This window comes from Luteimonas sp. J29, assembly GCF_000472505.1.
Classification (GTDB): domain Bacteria; phylum Pseudomonadota; class Gammaproteobacteria; order Xanthomonadales; family Xanthomonadaceae; genus Luteimonas.
In genome coordinates, this window is record NZ_AWZR01000005.1 from 33,105 (window position 1) to 55,847 (window position 22,743).

A 22,743-nucleotide genomic window follows, 5' to 3' on the forward strand; every position below is an offset into this window, starting at 1 on the left:
CGCCGGCCTCAGTCCAGGCCCCCGCCAAGGATCCGGCGCAGGTCGTCGACGTCCTCCCGCAGCAGCGGCGGCAATGGCGTCGGCGGCGGGGGCGGGCCGAATTCGCGCCAGGCCCGGGCCAGCGCTTCCAGCGTGGCCGCGACGCGGGGCATGTCGCCCGGTTGCAGCGGCGTCGCGTCGGGCGCCGTTGCGGTGCCGTTGCGCTCGACCTCCCAGCACGCGGCGAGCACGCGGTAGGCCAGGCGCAGGCAGACCGCCACCGCGGGCCAGAGTCGCTCCGCAGCGTCGCGCTGGGCGCGCGACCCGGCCAGCGCGTCGTCCAGGCGCTGTTCGAGTTCGAACACGCGCCGTTGCAGGTCGCGACGGACCGTGCGCGCCGCGGGAGACGACACGTTGCCGGCCGCCAGCACGCCGCAGGTATCGCGCACCGCGAACAGCGCGTGGGCGATGCCGTCGCCGAGCGTGCGGTCGTCGGCCCTGGGCGGCAGCAGCCGGAAGGCGGCCAGCGCGCAGGCGCAGCCGAGCAGGGTGTCGACACCGCGCGCGAGCAGCAGGCCGGCGACATCGTCGACACGATGGCCGCCGCTGGCGATGGTCAGCGCCACGCCGGTAATGAAGACCACCGCGAGCGCGTAGTGGCGGACGACGATCATCTCGATCACGAACTGCAGCGCCATGACCACCAGCACCAGCCACGCGCCCTCCGGGCGCCACCACAGGATCGCGCCGGCGAGCAGCAGGCCCGCCCAGGTGCCGAGCGTGCGCTCGGCGCTGCGCTGCACGGTGCGGGGCCAGTCGAAGCCCTGGTGGAGCATCAGCAGCGCCGCGGCGATCGCCCAGTAGGCGCGCCCCAGCTCGAACGACGCCGCCAGCGCGCCCGCGAGCATCGTGGCCAGGCCGACGCGCAGCACCACACGCAGTGCGTTCGAACCGGGGGCGAGGGCTTCGCGCAACAGCGCCCATGCGCGCGGATAGCCGTGCGGCAGCTCGTCCTGCGCCAGGCCGCGCGGCCGCGCGATCGCCGGCTTGCCGGCCTCCGCGGTGAGGGCGCGCGCCCGCTCGAGCAGGGCATCGCGGTCGGCCGGCGTGGCCGACGGATCGATGGCGCTGGCGAACACCAGGTGCAGGTCGCGATTGACCGCGCGCAGGCGTTCGAGCTCGCCGCCCCTGCGCGCCGGGATGGGCTGGAAGCCGACCAGCATCTGCCAGCTGTCGAGCAACGCCTGTGCCGCCGCGCGGCGCGCTCCGGGATGGCCGGGGCCGGCCTGGATGCAGGCGGCGACGGCGCGGCCGGCGGCCGCCACCGCGCGGCGCTCGGGACCGCGCAGCTGGACCAGCGCGCCCGCGGTGTGCAGCCCCCAGGCCACCGCGCCTCCGGCCAGGACCAGCAGGCCCGCCTGCGCATGCGACAGGTCGCCGACGGGCAGCGCGGTGCCGGCCGCGCAGGCGAGCACGAACATGTAGGCGCCCGGCGGTCCCAGGCGCACGGCATTGCACAGCCAGGTCGCCAGCATCGCGACCGCGGCCAGGGCCGGGACCACCAGCCAGGGCCGGCCTTCGAGCCAGAGTCCGAACATCACCGCCGCGGCGAATGCGCAGGCGACCAGCGCCAGGGCGATCGCCCGCGACGCGTAGGGGCGCCCGCCACCGTAGAGCGCGGTGAACGCGCCGAGCGTGGCCATGAGGCCGGCGGAGGGGTGGCCGGTCCACACGCCGGCCGCGACCGGGATTCCCATCGCGAGGGCCGCGCGCAGCGCGAACGCCCAGCGCAGCGGCGGCCCCGGCCGGACATGGCGCAGGGTCCGCAGGACCTGCCTCGGGGTCGGGGCAGGAGGTGGGTCCGGGGCGGGAGGAAGGGCCGCAGGCATCGGGCCATCGTAGCGGCCCACGTGGCGTTCAGCGTCCTTTACTGCGGCGCAGCAAAAAATTCCGGACTCTGGTATGATTTAACACGCAACGCGTTGTAATTCCTACAATTATGGAGGACAAGATTAACAATCTGAAGCGTTCCGTCCTGACCCTCATCAGCCGCCGCCATCGCCCCAGGGCGCGCGTGCCTGCCCCCGCCGCGCGGCACAATCCACGCCCGGTGGCGCGACCCCCGGCACCGGAGGCGCCCAGGCTTCCCGCCGCGCCCGCGCACCCGTCCCCCCGCCCCCTCTATACCCCCGGACGCTACCTGAGCAGCCCGTGGCGCCAGATCCGCGCCGGGCACCCACTGTTCCGCATCGGCTGACCGCCGGCCGCTCCGGCCCTGCGGCGGTCCGCTCGCTACTGGAGCTCCAGCGTCGCCAGCAGCTGCAGGCGGCGCTGGTACGCGTCCCAGTCCGCCGGGCTGCGGGTCGGCGCGGTCGCGTCCGAGTACAGGTGGATCCGGTCGGTGTCCTGGCTCCGGGCATGGCTGAGCAGTTCGGCCTTGGCCGGCGTCAGCCCGACCAGCTTCACCGCGTGCGGCGCGTAGTCCACGTGTCCGGTGGTGCGCATGCCCAGCGGCTTGTAGAGGCGGTTGAGCACCACGTGCCCGTGGCCCTCCACGCGCTCGATGCAGTAGGGCAGGAAGATACGGCGGAACTCCTCGGTTCCCTGGTCCATGTCGGCCTCCCCGGTGGCGGTGGCCGCCAGTGTTTCGCTTCGACGGCCGCGCCGCAACCGTGGTCCCCGGAGGGTCGGGGCGCCGGCGTCAGGCGCCGCGATGGCGCAGCAGGAGCAACCCGTACACGACCACGGAGCCGACCACGTACACCGCGTCGACCACGGTCCGCCGCCGCGGGTGGTCGCGGCTGCGGGTGGCGTCGATCAGGAACTGGCGCAGCAGGAAGGTGTAGAGCACGTAGTACAGCATCTGCACCACGTGCACCGGCCAGGCGTGGTCCCCGACGCGGCGGTCGAAGCGTTCGAGGATCCAGCCGATCCGGCATGGATGCCGAGGATGCCGAGCGCGGCGTTGATGAACATCCAGTGCACCTGGTCGCGGCCGAAGATCTGCACGCAGAACGCCGGGTACACGACGATGGCGATGCCGCCGTGCATGTACAGGAAGGCCAGGCCCGGGGGTCTGCCGGCCGTAGGCCATCAGGAAACCCGACAGGCCGAACATGGCCATGTGCACCGCGAAGAAGGGGTACACGAACCGCTTCGGGAGTGTCCGGACACGTTTCCGGCTGGCGTCGGCCATGCGCGTCCCCGGCCGCCATCCGCAGGCGGGCGGCCACGGGGAGGCATGATCGCATCGCCGGCGGCCGCGGCGCAGGCGCCGGCGACGACCCGCTAGCGGTGCAGTTCGAGCACGGTCTCGAAGCCGCCGAAGATCATGCGCCTGCCGTCGAACGGCATCGAGGAGGCATCCCCGGACATGCGCGGATCCTCCATCACCTTGCGGTTGCCCGCGTCGCGAGTGGCCCGGTCGGGCCACTCCACCCACGCGAACACCACGGTTTCGTCGGGCGTGGCCTGGACCGCACGCCGGAAGTCGGTGAGCCTGCCCTCCGGCACGTCGTTGCCCCAGGCCTCGATCACCCGGGTGGCGCCAGCGTCGAGGAACACCGGGTCGATGGCGCGCGCGTGCCCGATGAACGCGTCGCGGTTGGCGGTGGGAACGGCGATCACGAATCCGTCGATGTACGGCATGGCTGTCTCCTGTGCGCGAGGCCGGGGGCCGTATTGGCCGCGCCGGCGACGACGGACGCCGAAGGCGGTCCGTCATGGCTGCGACGGGCGAACGGGCCCGGATTCGACATCGCGGGGCACGCCGCGGCCGGGCATGCAACGGTCCGGTTCACCTGAGGTCAGGTTCCAGGCGCGGTCGCGGCCTACACTGGAACGCCCCACATACGCGCGGTGCGCCGGCCCACGCCTGCCGCGTCGCGCCCGGATGCCTACCCGATGCGACTCCTGCTTTCCGCCGTCTGTCTCCTGGGCCTGCTGCCTGGTTGCAGCGCCCCAGAGCCCGACCGGCCCGGCAGCACCGTGCCGGTCGCGAGCGCCGAGGAAGGCGGCGCGGTCAGCACCGCGCCGGTACCGCTGGCCGACGAGGAGGGTGCCGGCCTGGCGGCCGAGCCCGAGCCCGAGCCCGAGCCCGACGATCCCGGCATCGACTGGGCGCCGGTCGACCTGGCCCCGGGCGTCGCGTCGATCAGCTGCGAACTGGACTACGCCAGCCACGGCGACGGCGAGCCGTTGCCCTCGCTCGAGCGCGAAGCCCTCGACGCGGCGCTGGCGCCCTGCGCCGAGCGCGGCGTGCTGCGCCTGCGCTACGCGGGCAAGATCAACGGCGGATTCACCCAGCTGATGCGGCGGGTGACCCTCGTGGCCGAAGAACTGGACATCGGCAAGCGCGTGCTCGACATCGATTCGAGCGGCGGCATGGTCGAGGACGCGATCCGCGCCGGCGACGGCATCGCCGAGTCGCGCTGGACGATCTGGGTGCGCGAGGGCGCGGTCTGCCACAGCGCCTGCGTGTTCGTGCTCGCCGCCGGCGACATGCGCATGATCAGCGGCCGGGTGGGCATCCACCGCATCATCCGGATGAGTTCCACCGCCACCACGCGCGCCGAACTCAACCGCGAACTGCGCGCGGTGTACGACCGGGTCCGCGACTACCTCGAGCGCAACGGCGCCGCCACCGCGATGGCCGACATCATGATGGCGGTACCCAACCGCAAGCTGCGGCTGCTCACCGCCGGCGAGCTCGGCCTGTACGGGCTGGACGGCATCAACCCGGCCCAGGACGATCTGGACCGGCTGCGCCTGATGCGCAAGTGCGGCGAGGATTTCGTGGTCCGCCGCGACGCGTTCGCGCGCGCCTTCGACGCCAGCTGCAAGGCGCCGGGCACGGACCTGGAGACGCTCAACGCCTGCGGCCTGGAACTGCGCAGGCAGTACAGGTTCCCGGACGAAGTGTGCCCGGCCGAAAGCCCGCTGTCGGAGTTCGACGCGCTGCTGGCGGCCGAGACCCCGGAGCAGGCCGCGCCGCGGCCGCGCGAGGCGCGCGACGACGGAGCCGGCCGGGGCGGCGACGCCGGCGCCCACTGAGCGGTCAGCCGGCCTCGATCGCCTCGTCCGCCGCGCAGCCGAGGAACCCGCCCGACTGCCGCTCCCAGAGCTGCGCGTACAGTCCGCCCGCGGCGACCAGTTCGGCGTGGCTGCCCTGTTCGACGATCGCGCCCTGTTCCATCACGATCAGGCGGTCCATCGCCGCGATGGTCGAGAGCCGGTGGGCGATGGCGATCACCGTCTTGCCTTCCATGAGCCGGTAGAGGTTCTCCTGGATCGCGGCCTCGATCTCGGAGTCCAGCGCCGAGGTGGCCTCGTCCAGGACCAGGATCGGCGCGTCCTTGAGCAGCACCCGCGCGATCGCGATGCGCTGGCGCTGGCCGCCGGACAGCTTCACCCCGCGCTCGCCGACGTGCGCGTCGTAGCCGCGGCGGCCCTCGCTGTCGACCAGCTCGAGGATGAAGTCGTGGGCGCGGGCCTGTTTCGCGGCCTCGACCATCTCCTCCTCGCTCGCGTCGGGACGCCCGTACAGGATGTTCTCGCGCACCGAGCGGTGCAGCAGCGAGGTGTCCTGGGTGACCACGCCGATCTGCGCGCGCAGCGAATCCTGCTGCACGGTGGAGATGTCGATGCCGTCGACCAGGATCCGCCCGCTCTCGACGTCGTGGAAGCGCAGCAGCAGGTTGACCAGGGTCGACTTGCCGGCGCCCGAGCGCCCGACCACGCCGATCTTCTCGCCGGGCCGGACGTGCAGGTCGAGGTGGTCGATCACGCCGCCGGCCTTGCCGTAGTGGAAGCCGACGCCTTCGAAGCGGATGTCGCCGCGCACGCGGGGCAGCGGCGGTGCGCCCGGCGCGTCGTCGACCGTGGGCGGCAGCGAGATCGAGTTGATCCCGTCGTGGACGGTGCCGATGTTCTCGAACAGCATCGACAGTTCCCACATGATCCACTGCGACATGCCCAGGATGCGCAGCACCAGGGCCACCGTCGCCGCGATCGCGCCGGCGCCGATCGCGCCGCCGTGCCACAGCCACAGGCCCAGGGCCACGGTGGCGAACAGCAGCGCCATGTTCATCGCGTACAGCAGGCTGTACACCCGCGTGGCCAGGCGCATCTGCGGATAGACGGTCCCGAGGAAGCCGTCCATCGCCTCGCGCGCGTAGGCCTGCTCGCGCTGCGAGTGGGAGAACAGCTTGACCGTGGCGATGTTGGTGTAGCTGTCGACGACCCGGCCGGTCATCACCGAGCGTGCGTCGGCCTGGGCGCGCGAGATCTTCTCCATGCGCGGCACGAAGTGCCACATCAGCAGCGAGTAGCCGGCGATCCAGGCGGCGAACGGCAGCATCAGCCGCCAGTCCGAGGAGGCGGCCACGGCCAGGGTGCCGGCGAAGAACACCAGCACGTAGTTGCCGATGTCCAGCAGCTTGATCACGGTCTCGCGCACCGCCAGCGAGGTCTGCATCAGCTTGGTCGCGATGCGGCCGGCGAACTCGTCCTGGAAGTAGCCCATCGACTGCCGCAGCAGGTAACGGTGCACGTTCCAGCGGATCCGCATCGGGAAGTTGCCGAGCAGGGTCTGGTGCTGGACCAGCGAGTTGAGCAGCACCATCGCCGGCAGCGCCAGCAGCACCAGCACGCCCATCCACAGCAGGCGCCCGCCCTCGGCGTCGAGGAACGTGGCCGGGGTGGTGCTGCCGAGGCGGTCGACCAGCGAGCCGACGTAGGCGTACAGCGCCAGCTCGGCGATCGCGATGCCGGCGGTGGTGAACGCCATCAGCAGCAGCCAGGGCTCGGCGCCGCGGGTGTAGTGGCGGCAGAAGGCGTAGAGCGAGCGCGGCGGCTGCCGCGGCGGGTCGGCGGGGAAAGGGTCGAGCCTGGATTCGAACCAGCGGTACATGTGGGGGGGCACGTGCGGGTCGGGACCGGATTGTCGCCGATCGTCGGTGACGGGAGCCGCGGCACGGGTGGAACGGCTCATGCCGTCAGCACCGCGATGCGGCCCAGGTGGTGCTCGGCGATGGCGTCGAACGCCCGCGAGAGCGCGCGCAGCGGAAAGCGGCGCGAGACATGCGGCAGCAGCCGGTTGCCGATGGCATGGGCGTGCAGCGCGTCGAGCAGGGCGGGTTCGAACCGGGTGGCGTAGGCGCCGGGACCGGTGCCGCCGCGCGGCGCCGGCGCGACGCCGACGCCCTCGGGCCAGGCGACACGGCTACCGGCGGGCATCGCCGCGACGACCCGCGCGGCCGCTTCGCCGCCCGCGGTGAGCAGGGCCAGGGCACGGGTCCCGGCGAACCGCGCGACCTCGCGCTCGAAGCCGCGACGGCGACCGTCGACGACCTCGTCCGCGCGCAGGCGCGCGGCCAGGCGCAGGCCGTCGGGACCGGACGCGATCGCGAGCGTGCGCAGGCCCATGGCGCGCGCCAGCTGCAGGGCGAGATGCCCGACGCCGCCGCTGGCGCCGAACACGACCAGCGCGTCGCGCGCACCGGCGGCAAGCGCGTCGCGCAGGCCCCGCAGCGCCACCATGCCGTCCACCGGGAGCACCGCCGCCTGGTCCATCGATATCCATGGCGGGACACGGCGCGCGAGACGCCCTTCGAACAGGGCGAAGCCGGCGTGGGTGCCGGGCTCGCCCGCGTGCCTGAGCAGCAGGCCGTAGACGCGCTCGCCGGCCTGGAAGTCGCCCGCGCCGGGGCCGGCCGCGACCACCACGCCGGCACCCTCGGCGCCGGTGACCAGCGGGAACCGCGCCGGACGACTGGAGCGACGGGCGAACACCCTGTCGCGCTCCAGCCGGTCCCAGTGCCCGACGCCGGCCGCGTGCAGGCGCACCAGCAGCTGTCCGGGGCCGGGCGTGGGGACCGGCAGTTCGCGCAGCGCGGGGCGTTCGGATGCGCCATGGCGGTCGAATCCCATGGCGGGCATGGTGCGGGGGAGTGCGCCGGCGGGCGCCGTGGCAGGAAGCATCCGGAGGGCCTTGAACGGGGATGCGTCGCAGGGTAGAACCTCAAGTAATGTTGAGGTCAAGGGGTACGGCATGGCACATCGGTCCTGCGTGGCGGGCGAGCTGACGGTGGGCGAGGTCGCCGCGCGCAGCGGCGTCGCGGTCTCGGCGCTGCACTTCTACGAGGCGAAGGGACTGATCCGCAGCCTGCGCACCGCGGGCAACCAGCGCCGCTATCCCCGCGACGTGTTGCGGAGGATCGCGGTGATCAAGGTCGCGCAGCGCACCGGCATCCCGCTGGCGCGGATCCGCGAGGCGCTGTCGGCGCTGCCGGACGGGCGCGCGCCCACGGTGGCCGACTGGCGCCGGCTGTCGCGGCGCTGGCGGGCGGAACTCGATGCAAGGATCGCGCGCCTGGTCCACCTGCGCGACGAGCTCGACGGCTGCATCGGCTGTGGCTGCCTGTCGCTGAAGCAGTGCCCGCTGCGTAATCCCGGCGACCGCATGGCGCGGCTGGGCCCGGGCGCGAACACGCTCGATCGCGACTGACGCGGCTCAGCGACCGCCGCCGCCGCCCCCGCCGCCCCCGCCGCCGGAGAACCCGCCGCCGCCACTGCCCGAACTGCTGCCTGGCGGCGTCGAGGACGAGGCGATGCGCGAGGTCAGGCCGCTGCCCAGCGCCGAGGCGAAGTTGCCGATGTCGCCGATGCCGTTCCGGCCGCCCTGGAACCAGGCCATGGACGCGGTCGCGGCCGCGGCCGCCGCGGCGCCCACCGCGAGGGTGAACTTCTTCGTCCAGGCCTGCTCCACGTCCAGCGCCACCGCATAGGGCAGCAGCCGTTCGAAGCGCCGCGCGTCGAGCGGTGGTTCGGGCTCGCCGGGTGCCTGCAGGCGCTGCAGGTCCTGGCGCTCGGCCACGCCCAGATAGCGACGCAGGCCCTCGATCTCGTCCAGCAGCCTGCGGCCCTCGGGAGTCGGCGCGCGCACCAGGAAGGCGAACACCAGCGCGACCGCGGCCATCAGCACCACCGGCACCAGCGTCAGCAGCACGCCGTCGCCGCCGCCGAGCTTGAAAGCCAGCACCGAGAAGCCGATCGCGAGCAGCAGCGCGATCGTGGAACTGCCGCCGTTGTTGTTGAACATCGTCCCCTTGAACCTGCGTGCGAGCGCATCGGTATGGCGGCGGATCGCGCCCTGCAGGCGGACGGCGTTGGCCTTGTCGAGCTCCACCGTGGACCCCTGCTCGAACAGGGCCCCGAGCAGCGCCGTCCGGTCGTCCCCGGCGGCCGCGCCGCCGGTGCGGTGCAGGGTCCAGTCGTCCCGGAGCAGGCCCTTGTCGCGCTCGATCCGCAGCGCGCCGTCGACCGCGAGCGCGAGCGCGTCCGCGGTGAAGCAGCGGGTGTCGTAGCCCATCTCGCGCACGTAGCGCAGCCCGGCAGGCGAGATCCCCTTCGGCGGCGTGTAGCGCACCACCACCGTGCCGGGCCGGGGATCGCGTCCCACCTGCCACCAGCGCACCAGGCACCAGGCCAGCAGTACCAGCAGGCCGCACGCGGCAACCAGCGGGCCGCGGTTGTCGGCCAGCAGCCAGCGCCACTTCTGCGCGGCGTCGGGTTCGGCCACGACGCCCTTGGGGAAGGCGACGACGACCGCCATGCCCTCGCCCGGGCCGAGCGGGCGGGTGGTGCGCCAGCGCGCCAAGCCCGGCTGGGCGATTTCCACCACGTAGTCGCGGCCGGTCGCGCCCTGTGCGCCGGTGTAGGCCTCGGCGTGCATCGCTTCCAAGGGCACGGCCACGGGCAGCCGCACCTCGACGCTGCCGGCCAGGATCGGGAATACCCATCCGGTGCCGATCGCGTTGAAGTACAGCTCGTCATGCGTATCGAAAAAGCCGAGCTGGCGCGTGGTCCGGTAGCGCAGGGTCCAGGTGTAGGTGGCGGGCACGGGCAGGAAATCGTCGTTGCCGGTGTTCACCCGCACCCCGTTGCCGCGCCGCTCGGTGAACCAGGGCTCGGGCCGGCCGTCGCGCAGCACCTCCAGCACCTCGAAGCCGACCACCACGCGGTTGCCGTAGCGGTCGCGGTAGCGGGTGGGGAAATCCCGGTAGATGCCGCGGCGGATCTGCGTGCCCTCGGCGCGGACGCGGATGCGTTCGGTGATCTCCAGGCTGCCGTCGGCGGCCACGTCGATGCGCACGTCGTAGCGCTCGATCCGCTCGAACGCGGCCGCCGGCGCGGCCCAGGCGAGCAGGCACAGCAACGCCAGCGTCCCCAGCGCGAAGCGCATCGCGTTCATGGCAGTTGCACCCGCACCGCGGCGCGTTGCGACTCGCCGGCCTCGAAGAATTCCTCGGGCCGGAAGCCGGCCAGGCGCGCGACGAGCAGGTCGGGCACGCGCTGGGTGGCGTCGTTGTAGTCGCGCACCGCGCCGTTGTAGAAGCGGCGCGCGGACTGCAGGTGCTCCTCGACCTCCACCAGGTCCTGCTGCAGGCGCAGGAAGTTCTCGCTGGCCCTGAGGCCGGGGTAGGCCTCCTTGAGCGCGAACAGCCTGCCCAGCGCCTGCCCGAGTTCGTCCTCCACCGCGGCCAGGCCCGGCCGGCTGTCCTGGGCCAGGGCCCGCGCGCGCAGTTCGGTGACCGCCTCGAGCAACGCGCGTTCATGCCCGGCGTAGGCTTTCGTCGCGGCCACCAGGGCCGGCACCAGGTCGTGGCGCCGGAGCAACTGCACGTCGATGTCGGCCCAGGCGGTCCGCACCTGGTTGCGCAGGCGCACCAGGCGGTTGAAGGCGACGACCGACCACGCCAGCACGGCGGCGACGGGCAGGGCCAGCAGCAGGGTCGCGTTCATCGGGTCCGGCTCTCCCCCCGGGTGGGTGTACCGTACCGGACGCTTGCGGGCGGCGCGGCGTGACCGACAGGGTAGCGGATCGGGCCCGGTGGGCTCCATCGGGTCGTCACTGCATCCGGCGGCGGCGGCCGCTACACTCCACCGACCAGACCGAGGAGGCAATGACGATGGACAGACTGCGCCTGTGCACCACCCTGCTGGCAGTCGCCCTATGCGGCGGTGCCGCCGCCCAGCAGCCCGCGGCCCAGCCCGCGCCGGCGGGTGGGCAGCCGGCGATGGAGCAGCTGACCCCCGAGCAGCAGGCCGCGCTGGCCCGGCAGGATGCCGACATGACCCGGGCGGCGCTGCAGGTCATGCAGCTGGTCGATGCGAACCGCATCGGCGAGGTCTGGGACGGGGCCTCGGAGGCCATGAAGCGGATGGTGACGCGCGACGACTTCATCCGCCAGGTCACCATCGACCGCAACCGCCTCGGCGCGGTCGCCTCGCGCTCCGACGCCCACGTCAGCCGCTCGCTGTTCCCCGCCGGCCAGCAGGTGCCCGAAGGCCTGTACATCAACGTGCGCTCGGCGACGAAGTTCGCCAACCATCCGGAGCCGGTGCGCGAGCTGGTCTCGTTCCGCCTCGACGAGGACCGGGTCTGGCGGGTGTCCGGCTACAGCCTGCGCTGACCCGCGCGGGCCGGCGCCAGGCTATTCGACGATGCCCTTGGCCTCGGACGTTCCCAGGACCTCCGGATGGCCGATCCGCCGCTGCCGCTGCAGCAGCGGATGCGCGAACACCACCGCCAGCAGGATCGCGACGCCGCCGTAGAACAGCGGCGTGAGCTCGCGCTGCTCGGAGAGCAGCAGCATCGCGAGCACGATCGCGTACACCGGTTCGAGGTTCAGCGCCATCTGCGCGGAGAAGGCGCTCATGTGGCGCAGTGCGACCAGCGAGAGCGCGAACGGGAACAGGGTGCAGGCGCCGGCGAGCAGCACCAGCCAGGCGGCGTCGGCGGGCGAGGGCAGCACCAGCAGCGGGCCCGCGAACGCCGGCACCAGTTCCTGCACCAGGGGCGCCAGCGCGGTCAGGGCCAGGGTGCCGGCACCGAGCTCGACGGCGGTCACCGTGAGCGGGTCGGCGCGCTCGACCAGGCGCTTGTTGAGCGATCCGAACACGGCCACCAGCACCGCCGACAGGGCACCCACGGCGATCCCGGCGCGCATTTGCGTGGACACGCCGCCGACCACCATCGCCACTCCGGGCAGCACCAGCACGCCCAGTGCCAGGTCGCGCCGCGAGAACCGTCCGCCGGCGACCTTCGGTTCGATGAGCGCGGTGAACACGGTCGCGAACGCCATGCAGGTGGCGGCCACCGAGGCATTGGCCAGCTTGATCGCGCCGTAGAAGGTGAGCCAATGCAGCGACACCAGGACCCCGATGCCGGCGTAGGCCAGCAGCAGCCGCGCGGGCAGCGCGCGCAGGCCGCGCCAGACCCGCGGGACCAGCATCAGCGCCGCGACCACCAGCCCCATGCGCCACCACACCAGCGGCAGGGCGGGCAGGCTGATGAGCTTGCCCAGGATGGCCGTGAAGCCCCACAGCAGCACGCACAGGTGGATCTGCAGGTGGGCCTTGGCGGTGGGGGTCATGCGCGGACGGCGGGCGTGCGTCGGTGCGACAGCATGCCCGCCGCGCGCGCCGGCGTCACTGGCGGCGGTGGCGCGGGCGTCATCGGGCCGCCTGTTCCAGCAGCCAGTCGATGACCCGCCGCACCGCCTGGCGCGGGCGCCGATGGGCCGGGTGGATCACGTGGTAGGCGTAGCGCCCCGGCATGGCCTCGCCCGGAAGCCGCACGAACTGGCCGCCGTCCAGCCAGGGCGCGACGATGCGCTCGCGCGCCAGGGCCGCGCCGAGTCCGAACGCGGCGGCGCGCAGCATGTCGGTGCTGTCGCTGAACACGAAGCGTTCGTCGAAGCGCGCGTTGCAGATGTCGTTGGCGCGGAACCAGTCGTGCCAGCCCTGGTGGCTGAGGTCGGCCACCAGCGGCAGCCTTGCGATGTCGGCCGCGTCGCGGACGCGTCCGACGCCCGGCATCGACGGCGCGGCCACCGGGAACAGCGACTCGTCCATCAGGTGGATCGCTGACAGCCCCGGCCAGCGGCCGGGGCCGTGGCGGATGCCGAGGTCCGGACCGCCGGTGTCGAACCGGGTCAGCGAGATCTCGGTGTCGATCCGCAGGCGGATGTCGGGATGGCGCTGCGCGAAGTCGGCCAGCCGTGGCACCAGCCAGGCGTAGGCGAACGAGTGCAGGGTGGTGAGGCGCACCGTCTGCGCGTCCTCGCGGCGGCTGCGCAGTTCGCGCATCGCATCGTCGATCTCATGGATCGCGCCCCCGGCGACGTCGGCCAGGCGCCTGCCCTCCGCGGTCAGGGCCACTCCGCGGGCGTGGCGGGTGAACAGGGCCACCCCCAGTCGCGATTCGAGCTTGCGCACGTGGTGGCTGACCGCGCTCGCGGTCAGGTGCAGTTCCTCGGCGGCGTGGGCGAAATTCTGGTGGCGCGCTGCGGATTCGAACGCGGCCAGGGCGGAAAACCAGTCGGAGCGGAGCGCCATCGAGCCACAAATCCCGTTTGTGCCTTGGCCCGAAAGTATGCGCTTGTCGCCGCCATGCTGGCAGGCACAATCCAATGACCTCCCCCACGAGGGTCGCCCGAATGTCCTGTCCGAACGTCGCCGCGGCGCCGCCGCGGAGCCTGGAGTCCGCCCGCTGGCTCAACCCCCTGGAACTGGGCGTGCTGGGTGCGATCTGGGGCGCGTCGTTCCTGTTCATGCGCGTGGCCGCCGACGACTTCGGTCCCGCGCCGCTGGTGGAGATGCGCCTCGCGCTTGGCAGCCTGGTGCTGCTGCCGTTCCTGTGGCGCGCACGGTCGCAGTTCCCCTTGCGGCTGTGGCCTAAGCTGGCGCTGATCGGCGCGATCAACTCGGCGCTGCCGTTCCTGCTGTTCGCCTGGGCCGCGCAGCGCGCCCCGGCCGGGATCGGCGCGATCGCCAATGCGATGACGGTGCTGTTCACCGCGCTGGTCGGTTTCCTGTTCTTCGGCGAACGCATCGGCACGCGGCGCGCGCTGGCGCTGGTGGTCGGCTTCGTTGGCGTGGTGGTGCTGGCGAGCGGCAAGGCCGCCGGCATGAGCATCGGCGCCGCCACCGCGGCCGGTGCGCTGGCCTCGCTGCTGTACGGCCTCGGCATCAACCTGGTGCGCCGCCACCTCGGCGGCCTGCCGCCGGCGGCGGTGGCCTCGGCGACGCTCGGCAGCGCCGCGCTGCTCACCCTGCCGGTGGCGATCGCGACCTGGCCGGTGCATCCGCTGCCGGCGGCGGCCTGGCTGTCGGCGGCGATGCTCGGCGTGCTGTGCACCGGGATCGCCTTCGTCATGTACTACCGCCTGATCGCGCGCATCGGCGCCAGCCGTGCCTCCACCGTGACCTACCTGGTGCCGCTGTTCGGCGTGGCGTGGGCGTGGTGGCTGCTCGACGAGCCGCTGACCTGGACCATGGCGCTGGCCGGCATGCTGATCCTGGGCAGCGTGGCCTTCAGCCAGAGGGCCAGGTAACGCGCACGATGCGCACCGCGTTGCCGCCAGGCTTCGCCGGTGTCGTTCCCGGTGCGCGCGATCGCCACGCCTGGTTGAACGGGAAACGAATCTGCGGCGATGTCCGGCCGCAGGGAGCTGTCGTACACTCCGCCCCCGCATCCATCGTCCTGCGGAGGGGTTCCATGCCGTCGTTCCGTTCGTCCGCGCTGGTCGCGGGCCTGCTGTGCGTAGCCGCCATGACGTGTCCGGCGACGGCCAGGGAACTTGCCATCACCAATGCCCGGATCGTGGCGGCGCCGGATGCCGAGCCGATCGCCTCGGGCACGGTCCTCCTGCGCGATGGCAGGATCACAGCGGTGGGCGACTCGACCGAAGTCGCGGTGCCCGAAGGCGTGGAGCGGCTCGATGCCGGTGGCGGAACGGTGGTCGCGGGCTTCTGGAACAGCCATGTCCATCTGATTGCGCCGCCGCTCGACCGGTCCGCGACCCAGCCGGGCGACGTCCTGTCCGAAGCCCTGCTCACCCAGTACCTGCGCTGGGGCTTTACCACGATCTTCGATATCGCGTCTCCCCCGGGCAGCGCATTCGTGCTGCGTATGCGCATCGAGGATGGCGACGTCACGGGTCCGGCCATTCTCACCACTGGCACCCCGTTTTTCCCGGTGGACGGCGTTCCTGCCTACCTGCCCACCGATCTGGGAGGCTGGTCGCTCAAGCAGGCCGAAGTGGCGACGCCTGAGGAAGCCGCCGGGCGCGCGCGCCGGCAGCTGGCCGCAGGCGCGGACGGGCTGAAGATCTTCGCCGGTGCCATGGTCGGCGGCGAGCTCGGCGTGTTGCCGATGGACGACGCCATCGGCAAGGCGGTGGGCGATATCGCGCGTGAGGCGGGCAAGCCGCTGTTCGCGCACCCGGGCAACCAGGCGGGGGTCGATGCCGCGATCGCCGCCGGCACCAGTGTGTTTGCGCATACCGCGCCGCTCATGGGCCCGTGGGACGATGCCCTGGTGCAGCGGCTGCTGGCCGAGGACATCGCGCTCATCCCGACCTTGAAGCTGATCGAGATCGAGGTGCGGAAGGAGGGTGGCACGCCGGAGGTCGTCGAGCGCGTGATGGCCGTTTCCCGCCAGCAGCTCGAGGCGTTCTCCCGCGCGGGAGGCACGGTCCTGTTCGGCACCGACTCGGGCTACATCGACTGGTACGACACCCGCGACGAACTCCGGCAGATGCACGCATCCGGCCTCGACTGGCGCCAGGTGCTGGCCAGCCTGACCACCGCGCCCGCGCAGCGCTTCGGCCAGGCGGGGCGCAAGGGGCGCCTCGCCCCGGGCATGGATGCGGACCTGGTGGTGCTGGGCGGTGATCCGGCCGAGGACGTCGCGGTGCTGGCGGACGTGCGCTACACGCTGCGCGCAGGCAAGGTCGTCTACGCCGCCGGTCCCTGAGCAGCAGGGGGGCGGGCGCCGGGTCCGGCCTGCGTCGCCGCCCGGTGCACGTGCGCCCGCCCGAGCCAGAGGCCGAGCAGCGCCCAGGCGACGGCCAGCGGCACTACCACGGTCGCCAGCCCGCCCAGCGCCAGGCCGATCCGGCCGAGCGCGCCTTCGACCTGCGCCCCGACCACGTCGCCGGCGCGATAGACGAAGGTGTCGATGAAGGCCTTGGCCTTGTACTTCTCCTCGCGGCTGACCACCGTGAACAGCGCCTCGCGCGCGGGGCGGGTCAGTCCGCGCTGGACGGCGCGGTTCATCGCCTCGAGCACGACCAGCATCGCGAACGAACCGTAGATCGCCAGGCCGACGAAGCCCAGCGCGGTGGCGACCGGCAGCACCGCCAGGGCCACCGCCAGCCCGAAGCGGCGGATGATCTGTCCGGTGAGGGTGAGCTGCAGCGCCAGCACCGCGATCTGGGTCCACATGTCGATGCTGCCGAGCAGGCCGGTGCGCGCGTCGAGGTCGCTCTCGGCCGCGGCCACCATCTGCAGCCGGGTGAAGTAGATGAAGGTGGCCACCACGGTCATCGCCAGCACGTAGCCGGCGATGCCCATCAGGTAGGGCGAGGCGAACACCGCGCGCAGGCCCGCCCACGCACTGCCGCCGATGCGGCGTTCCTCGCTGGCGATGTCGGACGCCGCTTCGGCGGCGGCGGAGGCCCCGCGGTCGCTGCGTACGTGCACGAGCACCCAGGCCAGCAGGATCGCCAGCAGCAGGAATCCGGCCGCGACCAGCAGCAGGCTCGGCGTGCCCAGCGGTTCGGCCAGGCGCGAGGCCAGCCAGGGGCCGAAGATCGCGCCCAGGGTGCCGCCCACCGCGACCAGCGCGAACAGGCGCCGCCCCTGGTCGCTGCTGAAGCGGTCGGCCAGCAGGGCCCAGAACACCATGGTCACGAACAGGTTGAACACGCTGAACCAGACGTAGAACACCTGGCCGCTGCGCGTCCCGACCGCGCCGGGCGCGAACACCAGCAGCGCCCAGAAACCGGCCAGGCTCAGGGCGAAGAAGGCGTAGGTGGCGGAGATGAAGTGCAGCCGCCGCAGCCGCGCGACCAGCCCGCCGAACAGCGGGTTGACCGCGAGCGTGACCACGGCGGTGCCGATGAACAGCCAGCGCACGCTGTCGATGCCGCGCTCCATGCCCAGCGCATCGCGCGCCGGGCGCAGCATCATCAGCGCGGTGAGGATGCAGAAGAAGAACGCGGCGGCGACCAGCACCGGCGCCAGTTCGCCGTGCCGGAGGTTGAACAGGTCCGCGAGGCGCCCGCGCATGGGTCAGGCGAACATCGCGACCAGTTCGGCCTGCTGCGCGTCGTCGAGCAGCGGCCCGGTCCCGCCGCGCAGGTTGTCGGCCTGGCGTTCGGGCTTGCCGGTGGCGGGGATCACCGCGGTCACCGCGGGGTGGCTGATCGCGAACTTCAGGAACATCTGCGCCCACGACGTCACGCCGACGTCGGCCGCCCAGCCGGGCAGCTCGCGGTCGCGCACCGCGGCGAACAGGCGGCCGTCGTCGAAGGCGCGGTTGACGATCACCGCGATGCCCAGCTCCTGCGCCAGCGGGAAGATCGTGCGCGCGGCCTGCGGCGCGTTGACCGAATAGTTGATCTGGACGAAGTCCGGCTTTTCCGCGCGCATCAGGCGCGCGGTCTCGGCGTGGCCGCTCTCCAGGTAGTGGGTGATGCCCACGTACTTCACCTTGCCGGCGTCCTTGAGCTCGCGCGCGTAGGGCATGGCCTCGGCCATGTTGCGCAGGTTGTGCACCTGCAGCAGTTCCACGTGGTCGGTGCGCAGGCGCCGCAGCGACGCGGCCCACTGCGCCTCCAGCGCCTCGCGGCTGTCGGCGGCGAGCTTGGTGGCCAGGAAGCAGCGCTCGCGCCAGCCGCCCTGCTCGAGCAGGGCCCCGACCACGTCCTCGGCGTTGCTGTAGTTGGGCGAGGTGTCGAGCAGGCGTCCGCCGCCCTCGAAGAAGATCCTCGCCACCTCGCGCAGGGCGTCGAAGTCGGGCGAGTCCAGCGGCACCTCGTAGCTGCCCGAGGTGCCGACGCCGATCGCCGGGATCGATTCGCCGCTGGCCGGGATGGTGCGCATGACGAGTCCGCCCGCGAGCGGCGCGATGCCGGCGATGGCGCCGACGGGCTTCTCGCGCGGCCGGCCGGGCAGGGGATCGGCGCGGTCCTGGCTGCAGGCGGCGAGCGGGGCGAGGGCGACGCCGGTGGCGGCCAGGCTGACGGAGGCGATGAATCGGCGGCGGCTGGTCATGGCGGATCTCCAGGGAAGGGGGCTGGATGTCGCGTCGGCAACGGGCAGGGTAGGCGCAAGCCGGCGTCCGGATCCAGAGGACATCGTCGAGCTCCACTCAACCCGGGTGCGCGCCCAGCAGGCGTAGCAACCCGATCGCGGCCGCGGGATTGCGTTCCTTGGCGGCATTGATGAAGAAGACGAACACCTCGCGGTGCGCGGCCCCCGGCGCGGGCGGCGCGAGCAGGGGCAGGCCTTCGGGCGCGCCTCCGGCGGCCCAGGTCCGTGCGCGCTGCGCCCAGGCCGCCAGTTCGCGCGCCGGATAGCCGCTGGCCACCTGCGCGCGCGAGCGCATCAGCCGCGCATAGACGAAGTCGGCGGTGGGATCGGCGACATTGGGGTGCTCGTCCGAGTCGGTGTAGACGATGGCGACGCCGTGGCGGCGGGCCAGCGCCACGTAGCCGGCATCGACGAAGGCGGGATCGCGCACGTCCAGCGCGTGGCGCAGGGGGCGGCCTCCCGCGTGGCGCGGGAGAAGCCCGAGGAAGGCCGCGAAGGCGTCGCGGTCGAGGCGGGGGCCGGCGTCGAACTGCCAGACCAGCGCGCCGAGCCGGTCGCCCAGCTCCGCGATCCCGCCGACGAAGTCCTCGATCTGCGGTCCGGTCCGGTCGAGCGCGCGCGACCGGGTGATGCGCATCGGGGCCTTGGCGGTGAACACGAAGCCCGGCGGGGTCTGGTCGCGCCAGGCGGCATAGATCGATGGCTTCTGCGCCCGGTAGAAGGTGCCGTTGATCTCGATCGCGGAGAGCTGGCGGCTGGCGAACTCCAGTTCGCGCCGCTGGACCAGGCCCTTCGGATAGAAGTTGTCGCGCCAGGCCGGGAACACCCAGCCGCCGACGCCCACGCGGATGCCGTTGACCGCGGGCACGCCCGCGTCCACCGGCGGCGTGCTCACGCGGCCCACGGGCGGCCCCCGGCGCTTCCCGGACGGCACCCGGTGGGGGCGCACGGACCCTTGCCGGCGTGTTCCATCGCGTGCTCCGTCGTGGCTGCGACCGCAGTATGGCGAGGGCCGGGTTCGCGTCGCGTGGACGCGACGCAGGACGCATTGGCCACGATCCGCGGCGCGCCCGGACGTGTCGAAAGTCATGGCCGCCATCCGCGCCGACCGGGACTATGCTGGGGCGCAATCGGATGTCCGGAAGCGGAGGCGGGCGATGCAGCGACGTGGTTTCCTGGCCCTGGGCGGACTCGCCGCCGGCGCGGCGCTGCTGCCGCCGCTGGTGCATGGACGCGCGGTGGCGGCCGAACGGCTGCTCGAACGCATCGACGACGGACTCAAGCGCCGGCTGGCCGACGCCGCGCTGCAGGCGGCGACCGACGCCGGCGCCAGCTACTGCGACATGCGCGTCGGCCGCTACCTGCGCCAGTCCCTGCTCACCCGCGAGGCGCGGGTGGAGAACGTGACCAACGAGGAGTCGGCGGGCGTGGGCGTGCGCGTGATCGCCGCCGGCGCCTGGGGCTTCGCCGCGACCAATCGCCTCGACGTGGATGCGGTCGCGAACGCCGCGCGCCAGGCAGTGGCGATCGCCAGCGCCAATGCGCGGATCCAGGCCGGCGGTCCGGTCACGCTGGCGCCCGCGCCCGGGGTCGGCGAAGTGGCGTGGCGCACGCCGATCGCGAAGAACGGCATGGAGGTGCCGATCCGGGACAAGCTCGACCTGCTGCTCTCGGTCAACGCCGCGGCGATCGAGGCGGGCGCGAGCTTCGTCAACTCCAGCATGTTCCTCGTCAACGAGCAGAAGTACTTCGCCTCCACCGACGGCTCCTACATCGACCAGGACGTGCACCGGATCTGGGTCCCGTTCACGGTGACCGTGATCGACCAGGCCAGCGGGAAGTTCCGCACCCGCAACGGCCTGTCGGCGCCGATGGGGATGGGCTACGAGTACCTCGACGCCGATCCGTCGCAGCGGTTCGATCTGCCCGGCGGGGTGGTGGCGTACGGCCGCTCCTACGACATGCGCGAGGACGCGGTGGCCGCCGCGCGCCAGGCGCGGGAGAAGCTCCGGGCGCCGTCGGTCAAGCCCGGCCGCTACGACCTGGTGATCGACCCGAGCAACCTGTTCCTCACCATCCACGAGAACGTCGGCCATCCGCTCGAGCTCGACCGCGTGCTCGGCTACGAGGCCAACTACGCCGGCACCAGCTTCGCCACCCTCGACAAGCGCGGCAGCTTCCGCTGGGGCAGCGACATCGTCAACTTCGTCGCCGACCGCACCCAGCCCGGCAGCCTGGGCGCCGTGGGCTACGACGACGAGGGCGTGCAGGCCAAGCGCTGGGACCTGGTCCGCGACGGCATCCTGGTCGACTACCAGTCGGTCCGCGACCAGGCGCACATCCTGGGCAAGGCGGAGTCGGACGGGTGCTGCTACGCCGACTCGTGGTCGAGCGTGCAGTTCCAGCGCATGCCCAACGTCTCGCTCCAGCCCGGCAAGGCGCCGCTCACGGTGCGGGAGATGATCGCCGGGGTCGAGAACGGGCTCTACATCCACGGCCGCGGCTCGTACTCGATCGACCAGCAGCGCTACAACGCGCAGTTCGGCGGCCAGCTCTTCTTCGCCATCCGCAATGGCGAGGTGCAGGGGCTGGTGGAGGACGCCGCGTACCAGATCCGCACGCCGGAGTTCTGGAACGCCTGCTCGGCGATCTGCGACGCCCGCGACTACCGCCTCGGTGGCTCGTTCTTCGACGGCAAGGGCCAGCCGAGCCAGGTCTCGGCGGTCTCGCACGGCGCGGCCACGGCGCGCTTCGACGGCCAGAACGTGATCAATACCGCCCGGTCGCTGGGCTGAGGCCCGCCGCATGGCGGGGATGTGCCGAAAGTCATTTGCGCCATGCGGCGGCGCCGCACAGAATCGGGTGAAACCATCCCGCCCGGCATGACCGCACCCCACCGGTGCCATCGCCGCGGCGGCGCTGGCGCCACGCCCAACCAACCGGAGAGCGCTCCGTGCAACGACGAGATTTCCTGGCCCTGAGCGGCCTTGGCATCGGCAGCCTGGCGCTGCCTTCCTGGCTCGGCAAGGCGGTGGCCGCCGAGCAGCTGGTCACCACCCTCGACGTGGCGATCAAGAAGCAGCTTGCCGACGCGGCCCTGCAGGCGGCGCGCTCCTCCGGCGCCAGCTACTGCGACGTGCGCATTGGCCGCTACCTGCGCCAGTTCGTGATGACCCGCGAGGACAAGGTCCAGAACGTGGTCAACACCGAGTCGACCGGCGTGGGCATCCGGGTGATCGCCGACGGCGCCTGGGGCTTCGCCGCCACCAACGGCCTGACCACCGACGCGGTGGCCGAGGCCGCCCGCCGCGCCACGGCGATCGCCAAGGCCAATGCCAGGGTGCAGGCCGAGCCGGTGCAGCTGGCCCCGGCGCCCGCCTATGGCGAGGTGTCCTGGCGCACCCCGATCAAGCGCAACGCGATGGAGGTGCCGCTCAAGGACAAGGTCGACCTGTTGCTCTCGGTCAACGCGGCCGCGCTCAACGCCGGCGCCAGCTTCGTCAATTCGACCCTGTTCCTGGTCAACGAGCAGAAGTACTTCGCCTCCACCGACGGCTCCTACATCGACCAGGACGTGCACCGGATCTGGGCGCCGATGACCGTGACCGCGGTCGACAAGGACAGCGGCAAGTTTCGCACCCGCGATGGCCTGTCCGCGCCGATGGGGCTGGGCTACGAGTACCTCGACGGCGACCCGGCGCAGAAGTTCGTCAGCCCCAACGGGGTGGTGAACTACGGCCACTCCTACGACATGGTCGAGGACGCGGTGGCCGCGGCGAAGCAGGCGCAGGAGAAGCTCAAGGCGCCGTCGGTCAAGCCCGGCCGCTACGACCTGGTGCTCGACCCCTCGCACACCTGGCTCACGATCCACGAGTCGGTCGGCCATCCGCTCGAGCTCGACCGCGTGCTCGGCTACGAGGCCAACTACGCCGGCACCAGCTTCGCCACGCTCGACAAGCGCGAGTCGGGGTTCCGCTACGGCAGCGACCAGGTCACGATCTTCGCCGACAAGACCCAGCCCGGCAGCCTGGGGGCCGTGGGCTACGACGACGAGGGCGTCAAGTGCAAGCGCTGGGACCTGATCCGGGACGGCATCCTGGTCGACTACCAGACCATCCGCGACCAGGCCCACATCCTCGGCAAGACCGAGTCGGACGGCTGCTGCTACGCCGATTCCTGGTCGAGCGTCCAGTTCCAGCGCATGGCCAACGTGTCGCTGGCGCCCGGCAAGTCGAAGCTGTCGGTCGCCGACATGATCAAGGACGTCGAGAACGGCATCTACATCATTGGCGACGGCTCATTCTCGATCGACCAGCAGCGCTACAACGCGCAGTTCGGCGGCCAGCTGTTCTACGAGATCAAGAACGGCGCGATCACCGGCATGATCGAGGACGTGGCCTACCAGATCCGCACGCCGGAGTTCTGGAACGCCTGCGTGGCGGTCTGCGACGAGAGCGACTACCGCCTCGGCGGCTCGTTCTTCGACGGCAAGGGCCAGCCGGGCCAGGTGTCGGCGGTCTCGCACGGCTCGAGCACCGCGCGCTTCAACGGCATCAATGTCATCAACACCGCACGTTCGCTCGGCTGACGGCGCAGGAG

Annotated in this window: 20 protein-coding genes; 7 read left to right on the forward strand and 13 right to left on the reverse strand. The window is 72.3% G+C overall.

What is annotated here, in order from left to right; all coding sequences use genetic code 11:
• Positions 1-8: 8 nt before the first annotated feature.
• The 4 genes from LUTJ29_RS16890 to LUTJ29_RS0109035 all read right to left on the reverse strand — a co-directional run bounded on the left by LUTJ29_RS16890 (position 9) and on the right by LUTJ29_RS0109035 (position 3,627).
• Positions 9-1,868, reverse strand: coding sequence for an FUSC family protein (locus LUTJ29_RS16890; RefSeq protein WP_084524808.1), 1,860 nt, complete (start codon positions 1,866-1,868; stop codon positions 9-11).
• 403 nt (positions 1,869-2,271) lie between these two features.
• A complete protein-coding gene (locus LUTJ29_RS0109025; protein WP_027072237.1) occupies positions 2,272-2,592 on the reverse strand; it encodes a hypothetical protein in 321 nt (106 codons plus the stop codon).
• Positions 2,593-2,680: 88 nt separating this feature from the next.
• On the reverse strand, positions 2,681-2,857 hold the full coding sequence (locus LUTJ29_RS18645) for a hypothetical protein (RefSeq protein WP_198012666.1): 177 nt from the start codon (positions 2,855-2,857) through the stop codon (positions 2,681-2,683).
• Positions 2,858-3,267: 410 nt separating this feature from the next.
• On the reverse strand, positions 3,268-3,627 hold the full coding sequence (locus LUTJ29_RS0109035) for a DUF1428 domain-containing protein (protein WP_027072238.1): 360 nt from the start codon (positions 3,625-3,627) through the stop codon (positions 3,268-3,270).
• Positions 3,628-3,882: 255 nt separating this feature from the next.
• On the opposite strand from LUTJ29_RS0109035, the gene LUTJ29_RS16895 reads away from it, so the two are divergent.
• On the forward strand, positions 3,883-5,031 hold the full coding sequence (locus LUTJ29_RS16895) for a hypothetical protein (RefSeq protein WP_084524809.1): 1,149 nt from the start codon (positions 3,883-3,885) through the stop codon (positions 5,029-5,031).
• A gap of 4 nt (positions 5,032-5,035) precedes the next feature.
• Here LUTJ29_RS16895 and LUTJ29_RS0109045 read toward each other — a convergent pair whose 3' ends face one another.
• Both LUTJ29_RS0109045 and LUTJ29_RS0109050 read right to left on the reverse strand, forming a co-directional pair.
• Positions 5,036-6,889, reverse strand: coding sequence for an ABC transporter ATP-binding protein (locus LUTJ29_RS0109045; RefSeq protein WP_051322876.1), 1,854 nt, complete (start codon positions 6,887-6,889; stop codon positions 5,036-5,038).
• Between the two features lie 77 nt (positions 6,890-6,966).
• Positions 6,967-7,908, reverse strand: a complete 942-nt coding sequence (locus tag LUTJ29_RS0109050) for an alcohol dehydrogenase catalytic domain-containing protein (RefSeq protein ID WP_051322877.1) — start codon at positions 7,906-7,908, stop codon at positions 6,967-6,969.
• A 121-nt stretch (positions 7,909-8,029) separates the two neighbouring features.
• On the opposite strand from LUTJ29_RS0109050, the gene soxR reads away from it, so the two are divergent.
• The gene (gene soxR / locus LUTJ29_RS0109055; RefSeq protein WP_027072241.1) at positions 8,030-8,485 is read left to right on the forward strand and encodes a redox-sensitive transcriptional activator SoxR; all 456 of its coding nucleotides are present in this window, start codon (positions 8,030-8,032) and stop codon (positions 8,483-8,485) included.
• A 6-nt stretch (positions 8,486-8,491) separates the two neighbouring features.
• Here the strand turns inward: soxR and LUTJ29_RS0109060 are convergent, their stop codons facing one another.
• Together LUTJ29_RS0109060 and LUTJ29_RS0109065 are read right to left on the reverse strand one after the other, a co-directional pair.
• On the reverse strand, positions 8,492-10,231 hold the full coding sequence (locus tag LUTJ29_RS0109060) for a DUF2207 domain-containing protein (protein ID WP_027072242.1): 1,740 nt from the start codon (positions 10,229-10,231) through the stop codon (positions 8,492-8,494).
• Positions 10,228-10,782, reverse strand: coding sequence for a LemA family protein (locus tag LUTJ29_RS0109065; protein ID WP_027072243.1), 555 nt, complete (start codon positions 10,780-10,782; stop codon positions 10,228-10,230). The genes LUTJ29_RS0109060 and LUTJ29_RS0109065 overlap by 4 nt, the downstream gene beginning before the upstream one ends.
• Before the next feature lie 167 nt (positions 10,783-10,949).
• Here LUTJ29_RS0109065 and LUTJ29_RS0109070 point away from each other — a divergent pair, with 167 nt between their 5' ends.
• On the forward strand, positions 10,950-11,453 hold the full coding sequence (locus LUTJ29_RS0109070) for a DUF4019 domain-containing protein (RefSeq protein WP_027072244.1): 504 nt from the start codon (positions 10,950-10,952) through the stop codon (positions 11,451-11,453).
• Positions 11,454-11,474: 21 nt separating this feature from the next.
• Here the strand turns inward: LUTJ29_RS0109070 and LUTJ29_RS0109075 are convergent, their stop codons facing one another.
• Both LUTJ29_RS0109075 and LUTJ29_RS16900 read right to left on the reverse strand, forming a co-directional pair.
• Entirely contained in the window at positions 11,475-12,416 is a 942-nt protein-coding gene (locus tag LUTJ29_RS0109075; RefSeq protein WP_027072245.1) for a DMT family transporter, read from the reverse strand.
• Positions 12,417-12,495: 79 nt separating this feature from the next.
• On the reverse strand, positions 12,496-13,380 hold the full coding sequence (locus LUTJ29_RS16900) for a LysR substrate-binding domain-containing protein (protein ID WP_043741002.1): 885 nt from the start codon (positions 13,378-13,380) through the stop codon (positions 12,496-12,498).
• Between the two features lie 101 nt (positions 13,381-13,481).
• Here LUTJ29_RS16900 and LUTJ29_RS0109085 point away from each other — a divergent pair, with 101 nt between their 5' ends.
• Together LUTJ29_RS0109085 and LUTJ29_RS16905 are read left to right on the forward strand one after the other, a co-directional pair.
• Positions 13,482-14,378, forward strand: coding sequence for a DMT family transporter (locus LUTJ29_RS0109085; protein WP_027072246.1), 897 nt, complete (start codon positions 13,482-13,484; stop codon positions 14,376-14,378).
• Positions 14,379-14,542: 164 nt separating this feature from the next.
• Positions 14,543-15,802 (forward strand): amidohydrolase family protein, encoded by a 1,260-nt coding sequence (locus LUTJ29_RS16905; RefSeq protein WP_051322878.1) that lies wholly within the window; start codon positions 14,543-14,545, stop codon positions 15,800-15,802.
• Here LUTJ29_RS16905 and LUTJ29_RS16910 read toward each other — a convergent pair.
• The 3 genes from LUTJ29_RS16910 to LUTJ29_RS0109105 all read right to left on the reverse strand — a co-directional run bounded on the left by LUTJ29_RS16910 (position 15,784) and on the right by LUTJ29_RS0109105 (position 19,039).
• A complete protein-coding gene (locus LUTJ29_RS16910; RefSeq protein ID WP_051322879.1) occupies positions 15,784-17,118 on the reverse strand; it encodes an MFS transporter in 1,335 nt (444 codons plus the stop codon). The genes LUTJ29_RS16905 and LUTJ29_RS16910 overlap by 19 nt on opposite strands.
• A gap of 3 nt (positions 17,119-17,121) precedes the next feature.
• Positions 17,122-18,105, reverse strand: a complete 984-nt coding sequence (locus tag LUTJ29_RS0109100) for an aldo/keto reductase (protein ID WP_084524811.1) — start codon at positions 18,103-18,105, stop codon at positions 17,122-17,124.
• A 97-nt stretch (positions 18,106-18,202) separates the two neighbouring features.
• Positions 18,203-19,039, reverse strand: a complete 837-nt coding sequence (locus LUTJ29_RS0109105; RefSeq protein ID WP_027072248.1) for a DUF72 domain-containing protein — start codon at positions 19,037-19,039, stop codon at positions 18,203-18,205.
• A gap of 262 nt (positions 19,040-19,301) precedes the next feature.
• Here LUTJ29_RS0109105 and LUTJ29_RS0109110 point away from each other — a divergent pair, with 262 nt between their 5' ends.
• Together LUTJ29_RS0109110 and LUTJ29_RS0109115 are read left to right on the forward strand one after the other, a co-directional pair.
• Positions 19,302-20,939: a TldD/PmbA family protein gene (locus tag LUTJ29_RS0109110; protein WP_027072249.1), complete on the forward strand. Its 1,638-nt coding sequence runs from the start codon at positions 19,302-19,304 to the stop codon at positions 20,937-20,939.
• Positions 20,940-21,097: 158 nt separating this feature from the next.
• On the forward strand, positions 21,098-22,732 hold the full coding sequence (locus tag LUTJ29_RS0109115; protein WP_027072250.1) for a TldD/PmbA family protein: 1,635 nt from the start codon (positions 21,098-21,100) through the stop codon (positions 22,730-22,732).
• Positions 22,733-22,743: the final 11 nt, after the last annotated feature.

What these genes read in the sequence shown, in the direction of transcription:
- LUTJ29_RS16890 (WP_084524808.1), bottom strand. Translation starts at nt 1,868, where the DNA reads ATGCCTGCGGCCCTTCCTCCCGCCCCGGACCCACCTCCTGCCCCGACC.
- LUTJ29_RS0109025 (WP_027072237.1), bottom strand. Translation starts at nt 2,592, where the DNA reads ATGGACCAGGGAACCGAGGAGTTCCGCCGTATCTTCCTGCCCTACTGC.
- LUTJ29_RS0109035 (WP_027072238.1), bottom strand. Translation starts at nt 3,627, where the DNA reads ATGCCGTACATCGACGGATTCGTGATCGCCGTTCCCACCGCCAACCGC.
- LUTJ29_RS16895 (WP_084524809.1), top strand. Translation starts at nt 3,883, where the DNA reads ATGCGACTCCTGCTTTCCGCCGTCTGTCTCCTGGGCCTGCTGCCTGGT.
- LUTJ29_RS0109045 (WP_051322876.1), bottom strand. Translation starts at nt 6,889, where the DNA reads ATGTACCGCTGGTTCGAATCCAGGCTCGACCCTTTCCCCGCCGACCCG.
- LUTJ29_RS0109050 (WP_051322877.1), bottom strand. Translation starts at nt 7,908, where the DNA reads ATGGGATTCGACCGCCATGGCGCATCCGAACGCCCCGCGCTGCGCGAA.
- soxR (WP_027072241.1), top strand. Translation starts at nt 8,030, where the DNA reads ATGGCACATCGGTCCTGCGTGGCGGGCGAGCTGACGGTGGGCGAGGTC.
- LUTJ29_RS0109060 (WP_027072242.1), bottom strand. Translation starts at nt 10,231, where the DNA reads ATGAACGCGATGCGCTTCGCGCTGGGGACGCTGGCGTTGCTGTGCCTG.
- LUTJ29_RS0109065 (WP_027072243.1), bottom strand. Translation starts at nt 10,782, where the DNA reads ATGAACGCGACCCTGCTGCTGGCCCTGCCCGTCGCCGCCGTGCTGGCG.
- LUTJ29_RS0109070 (WP_027072244.1), top strand. Translation starts at nt 10,950, where the DNA reads ATGGACAGACTGCGCCTGTGCACCACCCTGCTGGCAGTCGCCCTATGC.
- LUTJ29_RS0109075 (WP_027072245.1), bottom strand. Translation starts at nt 12,416, where the DNA reads ATGACCCCCACCGCCAAGGCCCACCTGCAGATCCACCTGTGCGTGCTG.
- LUTJ29_RS16900 (WP_043741002.1), bottom strand. Translation starts at nt 13,380, where the DNA reads ATGGCGCTCCGCTCCGACTGGTTTTCCGCCCTGGCCGCGTTCGAATCC.
- LUTJ29_RS0109085 (WP_027072246.1), top strand. Translation starts at nt 13,482, where the DNA reads ATGTCCTGTCCGAACGTCGCCGCGGCGCCGCCGCGGAGCCTGGAGTCC.
- LUTJ29_RS16905 (WP_051322878.1), top strand. Translation starts at nt 14,543, where the DNA reads ATGCCGTCGTTCCGTTCGTCCGCGCTGGTCGCGGGCCTGCTGTGCGTA.
- LUTJ29_RS16910 (WP_051322879.1), bottom strand. Translation starts at nt 17,118, where the DNA reads ATGCGCGGGCGCCTCGCGGACCTGTTCAACCTCCGGCACGGCGAACTG.
- LUTJ29_RS0109100 (WP_084524811.1), bottom strand. Translation starts at nt 18,105, where the DNA reads ATGACCAGCCGCCGCCGATTCATCGCCTCCGTCAGCCTGGCCGCCACC.
- LUTJ29_RS0109110 (WP_027072249.1), top strand. Translation starts at nt 19,302, where the DNA reads ATGCAGCGACGTGGTTTCCTGGCCCTGGGCGGACTCGCCGCCGGCGCG.